The sequence below is a fragment of the Alteromonas sp. KUL42 genome, assembly GCF_006538325.1.
Lineage (GTDB): Bacteria > Pseudomonadota > Gammaproteobacteria > Enterobacterales > Alteromonadaceae > Alteromonas.
Window position 1 is genome coordinate 1 of sequence record NZ_BJKK01000004.1, and the last position, 12,985, is coordinate 12,985.

Sequence of the window (12,985 nt, forward strand, 5' to 3'; positions counted from 1 at the left end):
TATTATTTGCGCCACCAAAGTCTTGGCGATGCTCAATATAAGTTTTCATGTATTCGTGATTTAGTGGGATGGTTTTTCTCAAAACCCTGCGTCTAAACGCATTTGAGAAGCTTGGTAGCCCAAAAACACAGTAGCAATTGCAAAAAGTGCAACGACAAGCTTTCGGTTACCAAAGACAAGTTTTTCTAGAAAATGGGTCATTGTTCTTATACTGCCCTATTTTAGATCCAAAATTTTAATGCCGTTGGCGGTCACTGCTATACTCTTTCCATTAAATTGTGTCGCGTTTAATAGCGCGGCTTTATCTTTAATTTGAGTAGCTGTAATACCAGCATCTGCTTTACAGTCTGTAGGGTTCGCATATGGATCCCGCATACTTGTCGGTAATGGGCGTTCAGCACTTATCAGCATACCATTATTACCAAGCGCATATACTGTTGAATCTGAACCAAGAAGAATAGAGTTTAGCGTACTGGTCGAACATGTTTGCACATACTCCCATTCGCTATCATTTCGATTTACAAAAATATTACCCCGTAACCCTACAGCCAATACTGTTTGCTCATCGAGCGGTTTGATATCAAAAAATGAACCTGTGTAGTCTACGTAGTAACGATCCCAAGACTCACCCATATTTTCACTTTTCGCTAGTAGGCCTGCTTCTCCAGCCATATACAGTGTATTGCCATCTAACGTTATACGGTTTAAGTGAGGTAATATAGATTCCAACTCTTGTTGATAGAAGTCTTCGTTTTCTTTTCTAATATCTTCAAGATACTCTCTGTCCATTGGGTCAAGCAAACTAGCATGACGCTCTGCTTCCCATGACTCACCACCATCTCGAGTTCGGTAAAACAAGCCGTAAGCACCGGTTGCAATACCGTGTTTTTCATCAAAAATAAAACATCTAAAAAAGGACGTTGAAGATCTGGTTGATAATTCTGTACTTGCCACGATTCGCCCTTATCTGAAGAATGAAGAATTACGGCGTCGTGACCCACCGCCCAAATATGATTACCCACGACCGTAGCCGAAGTAAGCGTTGAATGTGTAGGTACTTTCTTCTGTGTGAAGTTTTCCCCATCACCTGAAATAAGCACATGGCCCCGTTCACCGACAATAACGACAAATGTATCAGCGTCTATGTCCAAAAGAACCGATTGCTCAACTAGTGGAGCGATAAAAGATTCTTCAGCAATTGCAGTTGTAGAGTAATTCACTGCAAAAGTGGCGGCTATGCACGCTGCAATGGTTTTTCTCATAGTTAACCATTCCCCCTATTTATAATTGTCTGCATACAAAAACGGCTGGCATTTGCCAACCGTTTGTTGTTTAAGGCGATTAGCGCATACCTTCTCGTCGTAACGCCTGAGGTGTGAATTCCACATCTTTAGGACGTACGGTGAAGTCATACATTTGCTCTTCGTTATCTAAACCGATAGCTAAGTAGCGACGCGAGTTCAAATCATGATACGCATCAAGCGTAGACCACTGAGTTGGCACTTCATAGTAGTTAACACCATAAGCTACACCAACACGATAAAGTTCGCCACGGTTATCATACATATCGGCAACTTGGATTTGCCAGCTATCTTCGTCAATAAAGAACACGCGTTTTTGATATATATGACGGAAGCCTTCTTTTAGTTGCGCTTCAACAACCCAAACACGGTGTTTTTCCCAACGTGTAAGATCTGGGTTGATATGGTTAGGCTTTAAGATATCTGAATATTTAGCATTCGCTGAATGAAGCGCGTAGTTATTGTATGCAACAAACATCTCTTTTTTACCTAACAACTTCCAGTTGTAACGGTTTGGAGAGCCGTTAAACATATCGAAGTCATCAGTAGTACGCAAACCATCTGCTGCAGTTCCCGGTGTGTCATATGCAATATTTGGCGCAAGGCGAACACGACGCTGACCTGTGTTATAGGTCCACGCTTTACGTGGCTCTTTAACTTGGTCTACGGTTTCGTGTACCAAAAGTGCGGTACCAGCCAAACGCGCTGGCTGAGTTACTTTCTGCTTAAACATGAACAGCACGTTTTCTTCAGTTAGCTTCTCTGGTGTAGCGCCTTCTTCAGCATATTTGATAAGCAGTTGCTCGTCAAAACCGATAACGTTGTAGTCACCACCGGTCGTTACAGCAGCTTGACCACCGTTGCGTTGAACCGCTTCGCCACGATAACGAAGAATGTGGTTCCAGATAGCTTCTAAACCATTTTGTGGAATTGGAAATGGAATACCTAGTACCGCGCCTTTAAGACCGTTTCCGTCGTCTAACAATTCCGCGCTGGTCGCATTTACTTTTGTCGCATCGTAAACAGACTGTGGGTTAGACGCTGAACGGCGAGTTGGATACACCGGCATACGGAATGTTTCAGGGTATGCTTCGAACAGCTTTTTCTGACCTTCAGACAAAAACTCAGCATACTCTTTGTAATTCTGTGCCGTGATTTCAAACAACACCTTGTCTTCTGGATAAGGGTCTGGGTGGTGATCACCTACGGTATACCCAGCAGGCGCAGATGTAATACCACCAGTCCATGCCGGAATACTACCATCTGCATTACCCGCTTTTTCTGCACCTAGAGGCGTAAGTTCATTGCCAAGTTTGTTGGCTTCTGCATCTGATACTTTGGCCATTGCGCTTGCACCTGATAATGCAAGTGAAAGCGCTGCGGCGATAATTCCTACTTTTTTAATCATAAATACCACTCTTAGATTGCATATTTGATGTTAAATGAAACAAAGTCTCTGTCTGATAGCGTATTAGTTGTACCAATGCCGCCCCAGAATGCGCTGTATGACGCTGTTGCAGACCACTTGCTTAAGTAGTCAAGCGTAAAAGAAATAGCTGCAGACTTAACATCTTCGGTAAAAAGGAACAATGGATCAGGCGTTGTGCCATCAACATCGTGTGAGAATGTGCCACGTACTCTTAGGTTCATTCCCGCAAAAACTGAGTTGTAATCAGCGACCGCTAATAAACGATAACCCCAAGCGTCATCAGTAGCAAACGGGTTAGTTTCTGGTCCATCAGATAGCGCCTGATGTAAGCCTTCGCGATTGCTACCCGTTACTGTTGGCTCTAGAGACGGTGTACGGTTAGTACCTGGCGCGTTTAATCGAATTACGTTTGGATCTGGCATATCAACAACGTTTACATAGCCAACTTCACCGAGTAATACGAAGTTATCAGATCCGAATTTAGGACCAAATACATGTGACGCGGTAAATTGCATTTGCCACGTATCTGAGAACAGGTAACCGTCAGCGGTTTCGCCTGGACCTACTGCACGACCAATATTGTTAAGCTGAGAGATACCCGCTAAGTCTGGACGTAGCCCCGCATTTGCCAATTGCTCTGGCATGCCCATATACAGTAATTCAACGTCATCAATTTGTAGCGGCTCATCAACGCGATAAGCAAATTCACCGGCAAGGGCTGTCGTGCCGATATTGGTGTTAAAGCTCATACCGTACAATTTAATATCTTCTGGGTAGAAGAATTCAGACTGAGTGAATGCACCTAATTCAGTTATGTTATCGCGTGTAACTGTATTTGAAGCTAGGAAAGCGAGATCTGCGCCAATACCTGCAGCAGTGAAATCAGATGTTTTACCTGAAATCAGAGGGCGTTGGCTATGGTAGTTAATATGATAGAAACTGAATTCAGTTTCGTTTAACTCTTCAGCAAACCATGTTAAACGCAAACCATACTGGCCTTGGTCATCGGCATCATGGTGCGCTGCATCAGAGAAGCCGCGAATAGCTACTTTGGTTGGGTATGCTAAATAGGCCTGTGAAATATCCGCAGCATTTGCACCTGCACGCAATAAGTCGCCGTATCCGTTAAGGGCAGTAAGTAAGTGATCTAAGTCGATATCGGGGTTACCACTAAAGCCAAGTTGAATATTTTGACGTTGGCCACCCTCGCCCGCAAAGTCGTTGCCTGCGAAGTAACTGCCTGATACTGGTAACCAGCTGCGTTCCCACTCATACTGATAGTAACCAGATACGCTTACGGTGTCAGTTAAACCTAAAGACGCGTACACCATACCCACTGGTAAGAATACTTCTTTAAGCTCTGCACCTGGTGCTCGAGCGCGAGTTACATCTACAGGGTTAGTTGTATTGATACCGTGTTGAATAAATGTACTTTCACCCCAACTGATTACTTGTCGACCAACGCGAACTGTTAATGGCTTATCACCTATCCACCAATCGCCGTAGAAAAATGCATCATACAAACGAACGTCTGTACACAGTAAGTCTTCAGCTTCAGGATCTTGACACAGATCGTACTGATTACCCGTTATTGGATTTGAATATGGTCGGTCACCATCCATTTGCTCAAAATCATAGAACCAAAAGCCACGAGCAAAAAATCCGTAATCACCGAAATTGATATCCAGTTCGTGCGAGCCTGATACTTGTGTAGCAAACGCATCACCTGGATCGTGAGCAAGGTTGCCAAGATCACCATTCGTCGAGTAGCCGCCATCTGCAAGCGCCCACACATCACCACTAGGATACAAAGGATTAAAAGCTGCATGATAACCACTCCAATCGAATTGCGCGTGGTTACTGTTACCAATGATGTTGTAATCTCGAGCTTCTGTTCGGATGCTCGTTGCCAGCGTAAATGTAGAATCCAGAGAAATACTGACATCACCTACTTGCCAATTTGCTGCATGGGCAGGTAGAGCAGCAGCACCTAAAAGCGTGAGAACGCCTGCAGCTACTGGTGACATCTTAAAAGCGCTAGGCCTGTTTTTCATATTTTTATACTCCCAAGTCGACGCGAATGATTGCGTGACATCATGACCAACCATACGATTAACAAAATCATTACATCATTTTGCCAGAACCGCAAGAACTAATCCTACCAGTTAACAATTTTTACAACATTAATCGTATCAAATAGTTAAAGATGTATCGGGAGTATAAAACCCATTTATAACTCTGTTGATAAAAACACCAATACTTGGTTTTTTATGAAGCAGATTTAAAAAAAAGAATATAATTCACTAAGTAGTGATGAAACTTCGGTGCAACGTTTCAGCTTTTTAATGTTGCATTTTAGCTTTATGTAGCAAGAAAGGTGGGCCCGATCTTAGAAAAATCACAGGTTGTTATTGAATGCGTTCAAAGGATTTAATTTTTTTGTCTTTATCTACGACCATACGAAAACGCCCACGTATACCTGTAGATACAACAAACTGACGAAGACGACTCGTCGGCACTTGAATGTAAAGCCCCGATTCACTTTGCATAACAATATCGGGGATTGACGGCGTATAGAGCGCCTCACATTGGTTGTAAGGCGCGTTTATAGAAAAGTAGTAAACCGTGTCGGACTTATCAATGCTTCTCATAAGCAAGACTTTTGCTCACTTTTTCAAATACATCGTTGCTTAACCCCTTATGATTAAGTAAACGACCTAGTTGTTGCTTCATCATAACCTGATGTTCAAGCGCAAAGTTATGCCATTGAGTTAATGGCGTCACGATACGAGATGCGACCTGCGGATTAATAGCATCTAATTTCATAAGATAATCTGTAACAAACTTATAACCGCTTCCATCAAGCGCATGAAATTTTTCGCTATTATAAAACGCAAAGCTGCCTACAACCGCACGCACCCTATTTGGGTTACCCATGGTAAATTGTGGGTGCTCACATAGCATTGTAATGGTAGCAAAAATATCGTCTTTGGCTTGGGTTGCATGTAAAGCAAACCATTTATCAAGCACAAGAGAGTTGTGATTCCACTTACTTTCAAACGCTGCCATCAACTCATCAAATACATTTGTATTTTGTGCAGCACGTAACGCGCCAAGCGTATCTGTCATGTTGTCAGCATTGTTAAACTGCTTAACAATGTGTTCTTCATAATCTGGTAGTCGAGCGAGATGCGCTAAAATTACGTTTTTACAGCGACGCTCGTTTACTGCATCTTGCGCGTATCGGTAGCCCGTTTCGGGAATAGCATCGAGTACTTTAAGTAACTCTTTTTCAAGTTCAGTAGAAAACTGACGACAAAACGCTTTTCGAGCTGTTAGCAGCTCAGAAACCTTGATGTTAGAGCGTGTCTGACATAGGGTTTCAAATGACGGAATAACCAGACATTCACTGAGTAACTCTAAATTATCTGCTTCTTGCGAAATAGCCTGTTTAATCTCATTCCAAATGTGGTTACCTATGGCTGAACCGGGAGCTTCTTCTAATTGCTTGATACATCTATCGTACAACGTTTGCATGGCATCCCAACGATTGAAAGGATCTTTAGCATGCTTAAAAATTGTAAGTAGCGCAGATGTATCAAGTGTATTTTCCACTTTTACAGGGGCTGAAAAGTTGCCCAAAATTGCCGGTATCAACGACTTGCTATCTGACTTAACCGTAAATTGCATACTTTCTTTATCAAGGATCAACATGCCGTTTTTGATATTACCTTGCGTATCTTGATAAGACTTTCCATCTTCATCGAGGATTTCAATATTGATAGGCATATACAAAGGGGCCTTTTCGGCCTGTCCAGCAGTAGGCGGCGTTTGTTGGCGTAGCGTAAATTCTGTCACACCCGGTTCTAGTTCTCGTTGTTCTACTGAAACAATCGGTGTGCCTGATTGGCTATACCAAAGCGCAAACTGAGATAAATCAAGGTCAGTTGCATATTGCATAGCAGAGACAAAATCATCACATGTAACAGCTTGTCCATCGTGACGCCTGAAATATTCGTCCATACCCTTTCTGAAACCCTCTGGCCCAAGTAACGTATGGAACATACGAATAACTTCGGCACCTTTGTCGTAAACCGTCACCGTATAGAAATTATTCATTTCAATCACTTCATCAGGTCGAATGGGATGGCTCATTGCACTGGCGTCTTCAGCAAACTGGTGCTCGCGCATAACCCGCACATGCTTAATACGGTTGCTCAATGGCGATGTCATATCAGCGCTAAACTGTTGGTCTCGAAAAACCGTAAGCCCTTCTTTAAGGCTTAGCTGAAACCAATCTCGGCACGTTACACGATTACCCGTCCAGTTGTGAAAGTACTCGTGAGCAATTACCGATTCAACGTTGAAAAAGTCTTCATCTGTGGCTGAATCTTGGTCTGCAAGAACAAATTTGCTGTTAAATACATTGAGCCCTTTGTTTTCCATTGCCCCCATGTTGAAAAAATCCACGGCAACAATCATGTAGATGTCTAAATCGTATTCGAGCCCGAAGACATCTTCGTCCCATTTCATGGCGCGCTTTAAGGAGTCAAGAGCAAACTGACCTTGGCTCTTCTTGCCTTTATCAACGTACAATTCTAAAGCAACATCTTTTCCGCTTGCTGTGGTGTAATGGTCTGTGAGTAAATCAAAATCCCCTGCTACCAAGGCAAACAGATAACATGGTTTAGGATGCGGGTCGTGCCACTTAACAAAGTGTTGGTCGTTAGTAAGTTCTCCTTTGTCAATCGGATTACCGTTGGCCAGCAACATAGGTACCGATTTATCAGCTACAACTGTTACCGTATAAACAGATAACACGTCCGGACGATCTAAAAAGAATGTTATGCGTCTAAAGCCTTCTGCTTCACATTGAGTGCAATAGGCACCGCCCGATAAGTAAAGTCCTTCCAACGCTTTATTTTGTTCTGGCGATATTTGTGTTTCTACTTCCAGCTGAAAGTCGCTTCGATTTGTGTATATGGATAAGGTGGAATCACTCAGCTCGTAATATTCAGATGCACTTTGGTCGTCTGTTACTTCCTGACCATTGATTCGAAGCGAAACCACTGGCAGGTTATCGCCATCAAGAACAAGAGGTTCATTGTGTTGCCCCTGACGCTCTATGTGAAGCTGGCTGAGGACACGTGTATTGGTTGGATGAAGTGTGATGTGTAGGTCAACTGTCGCTATAGAAAAAGCGGGCGGCTGATAATCCGCCCGACGCTTAGCTTGAACTGCCATAGATCCTCCTAGAAGAAAGCCTACGTTAAATTATTGATTACCTTGCGTACTAACCACTGAATCTGGAGGCGTAATGCGTAAAATCTTAATGCCGAAATAGGCATAGCACACTGCAAGAATTGGGTTGATAACGTTGAAAAATGCATAAAAAATATAGTCAAACGGATTAACCAAAAGCACGCTGTGCATATACGCACCACATGTGTTCCAAGGAATAAGTGGTGATGTAAGAGTTCCGCCATCTTCTAAACTGCGCGATAAGTTTAACTGATCTAAACCACGCTTTTCGAATTCTTCTTTGTACATTCTACCTGGCATCACAATAGCCATATACTGATCGGCTGTAACTAGGTTTGTACCAAAGCACGTTAAAATCGTACGTAAAACCATGTCACCAGCTGATTTAGCCCCATACAAAATAGCAGAAACTGCACGCTTAAGAAGGCCTACACGCTCAAGTACTGCCCCAAAAGACATAGCGCATATAATCAACCAAATGGTATTGAGCATTGACGACATGCCACCACGAGACAATAAACTATTTAAGTTTTCATCGGGTGTCGAAAAACTCACGCCATCGAATAACGCTGTCCACACAACTTTTAGTGCACCGATATTCGTTGAGTCTTCACTGCTTGCCATTGAGACAACCACATCCCATTGAAAGACTACTGCCCAAATTCCACCTAATAACGCGCCAATGAATACCGCAGGGAACGCAGGCATTTTCTTTACCGCTAGCGTCAACAACACAATTAGCGGTACCAACAAATGCCAACCTAGCTTGAAGGATTCGTTTAGCAAGGTTTGCATCTCAACTATACGCGAAGCTTGGGCTTCTCCACCTTCACTGAAGCCCAGCACAGTGAACAAAATAAGCGCAAGCACAAAACTAGGAATGGTTGTCCATAGCATATAGCGAATATGTTCAAACAAATCGGTACCCGCTACTGCCGGCGCTAAATTAGTGGTCTCTGACAAAGGTGATATCTTATCGCCAAAGTACGCGCCAGATACCACGGCACCAGCGGTAATTGCAGCAGACATGTCCATACCAGCTGATACGCCCATTAGGGCTACACCAACGGTTGCCGCAGTTGTCCAAGAACTACCGATGCTCATGGCTACAACCGCACAAATCAAACAAGCAGCTGCATAGAAAAACGAAGGATTAAGTAGTTCTAGCCCAAAATAGATTAATGTCGGTACGGTACCCGCTAGCATCCATGTGCCTATTAATGCACCAACAGCAAGTAAGATAAGACACGCACCCAAAGACATTGAAATACCATCTACAATGCCCTTTTCGATAGTCCTCCAACTATACCCGTTCTTCATTCCAATTATGGCCGCTAGACCCATAGCAAGTAATAGTGCTATTTGGTTAGGTCCATATGAAGAATTGTCTTTAAACAAATACACTGCGCTACCCATCATTACCACAAGGGCGGCAATAGGAATTAGCGCGTCTAATAATGAAGGTGTTCTTAATTCATTGTTGGTCATCGTAAAATTTTAAAACCTTATTTTTATTATTGTTTCAATGTCTAGAACACTGAGCGATAAAACATTAGACCTATGATTACTGGACATACGAAGCGTACGTACCATGGCCAAATTTTCCAGAAAAGACTGTGCTCGGCTTGCGCATTGCCTGCTTTTAGTTCAGCAAGAATACTGTCTCGCTTCCACACCCAACCAGCAAAGATACACAACACTAAGCCTAACAAGGGTTGACTATATTCTGTGGTAAGGGCGATAACAAAACCAAACAATGTATCGAAATTAAAAATGATGATGCAGCTAAGCGCAAATATTAACAATGCCATTACAAGCACTGCCTTTTTGCGAGCCAAGTTTTTACTTTCAACCATGTAAGCAACAGGCACTTCTAACATGGAAATTGATGACGTAACGGCCGCGATTACCATCAGAGCAAAAAAGGTAAACGCGACTATATTACCCGCTGTACCAATAGTTTCAAACAAAGCTGGAAGTACTTTAAATATTAGCGTGTCACCTTGGATTAGCGCCCCTTCTGGAGTGAATATCTCTACACCGTTATTCAGTGCAACGTACATAGATGGAATAATTAACATACCCGCAATAACTGCAACACCAATATCAACTAACGCCACCGATGCACCGATGCTGGGTAAGTTTTCATTTTTACTAAGGTAAGATCCATATACCAGCATGGTACCAACACCCAGTGACATAGAGAAGAACGCCTGCCCCATGGCATTGATAAGTAAATCAGGGTCGAGGACACGAGAAAAATCTGGTACTAGATAAGCACTCCAACCTTCGATAGCACCAGGCTGAAAACTGACGTACACAATGAGTGCTACTATAAGTATGACAAGCGTAGGCATCAAGCGAACAGACCACTTCTCAATACCGGACTTTACCCCTCCCACAACAATGAAAGCAGTTAAACCCATGAAAACAAAGCAAAATAAAATGTTACGCGTAACCGACGAAGTTAATAACCAATCGCTAAGAGAGGATAACCCAACTATTTTTGCTGCTGCATCTGCGAAGTACACTAACATCCAACCCCCTACAATGGCATAAAATGCCAAAATAAGGGACACCGTTATACAACCCCAAATGCCTGTTGCCCTTCCAATAAAATTACCTGATATCCGACCGAGAGCATCTACCATGTTAGAGCGAGTACTACGGCCAATGATAAGTTCAGCCATTAGTACCGGATACGCTAATACAAATGCGAGTAGTAGGTAAACAAGTACGAATGCGGCGCCGCCGTTACTTGCTACTTTTGTTGGAAAGCCCCAAATATTGCCTAGTCCAACTGCTGAGCCTGCCGCCGCCAATACAAACCCTATTCGAGAGGAAAATTCACCTCTAATAGCCATGTTGTTTCCCTTTATTATTGTTTTTAATGAGTTATAGACACAAAAAAAGGGCTGGCCACAGACCAGCCCTTATCTCGTTTTCATTTAATTTCTTGTGATAGCGTAGCGGCCTGTTTCAATCATATCAAAGGTAATATTGGCAGCTTCATCCAAGAATGGATCTAATTCTTCCATATCTTCAGGTAGGTCGTCCAACGATGTGACTTTTTCGAGTCCCATGCGCTGTAAACGCTCGTTAGCACGTACTAATGATTTCTCCTCAGATTCCTTCTTTTCTGCTTCGCGTTCTGACTTCACCAAAGAAATAAAATCTTTGTCTTTATTCACTTTATATTCAGTAATGTCTTCTTGAATGTAAGAAAATTCAGGGTCTTGCATTATGCGCTTGTTGTGTTTTGCTGTGAGCACATCTAATGCAGCCGCACCATCTGCAAAGGTGGTGTAATTAGCACGATTAATACTGTCCCAAGGCAATGCATTTTCAGCCTGACTTTCACCCCATTCAGCGGGATCAATTGCTGACGGATAAAGTATATCGGGAATAACACCTTTATGTTGTGTACTACCGCCATCAATGCGATAGAACTTCGCAATAGTAAATTGAACACTTCCTAAAGGGTTGTCATAAAGGTCGTATATTTTACCGAGCCCACGATGTTGTTGGACCGTGCCTTTGCCGAACGTTTGCTCCCCAACAATAAGCGCGCGATTATAGTCTTGCATTGCTGCAGCAAAAATCTCAGATGCTGACGCACTGTAGCGGTCTACGAGCACAGTAAGTGGGCCATCATAAGCCACTTCTCCGTCAGTATCGCGGTTAACACTAACTTTTGAATGACCATAACGAATTTGAACAACTGGGCCTTTTTCAATGAACAACCCAGAAAGTAATGTAGCTTCTGTCAATGAGCCACCGCCATTGCCTCGTAAATCGACAATAACACCGCGCACGCTTTGTGCTTTTAAACTCTCAATTTCTTTAGCAACGTCCGCACTTAAATTATTGTAAAAGCTTGGAATAGTAATAATACCAAGTGGTTCACCTGCGTGTGGTCCCGTTTCTGGTACATAGACTTCTGATTTTGCAGCACGGTCTTCAAGCTTTATCTTGTCACGTGTCAGCTTAACAACAGAAACACTTTTACCGTCAGTAGCGCCTTTTTGCACCTGCAAACGTACAGTACTGCCTTTAGGGCCTTTGATAAGTTCTACGACTTCATCTAAACGCCAGCCGATGACATCCACAAACTCTTCGTCATCTTGTGCTACACCAACGATTTTATCTTCAGGTTTAATTGCACCAGACTCGTCAGCAGGACCGCCAGGCACAACGCTTTTAATTACAGTAAAGTCGTCTTCGCTTTGCAGTACCGCGCCTATACCTTCAAATGATAGGTTCATTTCCATCTGGAAACGGTCTGCATTACGTGGTGATAAATAACTGGTATGCGCTTCAATAGTGCGCGCAAAGGCATTCATAGCTGTTTGAAAAACATCTTCGCTCTTTGCCTGTTTGGTACGCTTAATCGCTCTGGTATAACGCTTTATGAGCAATTCTTTAGCTTCTTCCCAGGTTTTGTCGGCAAGAACTAAATTAAGCGCGTCATATTTCACACGCTGACGCCAGATTTCGTCTAACTCGGTTTGTGAAGTTGGCCATTCTGCGTCCTCTCTATCATAAAAGAACTTATCCCCTTCTTTTTCGAAGTCGAAAGGCCCTTTCTCTAACAGAGACAACGCATACTCGTAACGTTCCACTCTTCTTTTTGCGCTGACATTGTACATATCATAAGCAACTGACAAGTTACCTTTGCTCAAGGCATCATCAAAAAGGTTACGATATTTTTCGAAACTCATCACGTCAGACAGCATCAAAACTTGCTTGTTGTGGTCAAGTGAATCTATGAAGCGTTCATATACTCTTGCAGAGAGTACATCATCCAACGAAATTTCCTTGTAGTGAGACCGAGTAAACAACGCACTCACTCTCTTTGCTGCAACACTGTGTTGAGACTCTTGCTGAAGCAATGGAAGCTCATCAACGTCAGGTGTTGAAGTAACTGCACCAGCCCCTACACCAACGGTAAGGAATGCACTTGCAATGGAAATTCGAAGGATGTCTTTCATAT

The 12,985-nt window shown here is 43.0% G+C and carries 8 protein-coding genes and 1 pseudogene; all 9 read right to left on the reverse strand.

All coding sequences use genetic code 11. The annotated features are described in order from the left end of the window. Window positions 1-201: pseudogene (locus EYR97_RS22280) on the reverse strand (hypothetical protein); the annotation flags it as partial. 503 nt (window positions 202-704) lie between these two features. Further along, window positions 705-1,262 carry a YCF48-related protein gene (locus EYR97_RS22285; protein WP_242634944.1) on the reverse strand — a complete coding sequence of 186 codons (558 nt, stop codon included), beginning with the start codon at window positions 1,260-1,262 and terminating at the stop codon, window positions 705-707. Between the two features lie 79 nt (window positions 1,263-1,341). Further along, entirely contained in the window at window positions 1,342-2,709 is a 1,368-nt protein-coding gene (locus EYR97_RS07265) for a DUF1329 domain-containing protein (RefSeq protein WP_131093186.1), read from the reverse strand. A gap of 11 nt (window positions 2,710-2,720) precedes the next feature. Continuing rightward, on the reverse strand, window positions 2,721-4,784 hold the full coding sequence (locus tag EYR97_RS07270) for a DUF1302 domain-containing protein (RefSeq protein ID WP_131093187.1): 2,064 nt from the start codon (window positions 4,782-4,784) through the stop codon (window positions 2,721-2,723). A 354-nt stretch (window positions 4,785-5,138) separates the two neighbouring features. Beyond that, window positions 5,139-5,381 (reverse strand): DUF2835 family protein, encoded by a 243-nt coding sequence (locus tag EYR97_RS07275; protein ID WP_131093188.1) that lies wholly within the window; start codon window positions 5,379-5,381, stop codon window positions 5,139-5,141. Beyond that, on the reverse strand, window positions 5,368-7,974 hold the full coding sequence (gene pepN / locus EYR97_RS07280) for an aminopeptidase N (RefSeq protein ID WP_131093189.1): 2,607 nt from the start codon (window positions 7,972-7,974) through the stop codon (window positions 5,368-5,370). The genes EYR97_RS07275 and pepN overlap by 14 nt, the downstream gene beginning before the upstream one ends. Before the next feature lie 30 nt (window positions 7,975-8,004). Beyond that, entirely contained in the window at window positions 8,005-9,480 is a 1,476-nt protein-coding gene (nhaC, locus tag EYR97_RS07285) for a Na+/H+ antiporter NhaC (RefSeq protein WP_131093190.1), read from the reverse strand. A 41-nt stretch (window positions 9,481-9,521) separates the two neighbouring features. Continuing rightward, entirely contained in the window at window positions 9,522-10,856 is a 1,335-nt protein-coding gene (locus EYR97_RS07290) for a sodium-dependent transporter (protein ID WP_131093191.1), read from the reverse strand. A gap of 84 nt (window positions 10,857-10,940) precedes the next feature. Further along, window positions 10,941-12,983, reverse strand: coding sequence for a carboxy terminal-processing peptidase (gene prc, locus EYR97_RS07295; protein ID WP_131093192.1), 2,043 nt, complete (start codon window positions 12,981-12,983; stop codon window positions 10,941-10,943). Between the last annotated feature and the right edge of the window lie 2 nt (window positions 12,984-12,985).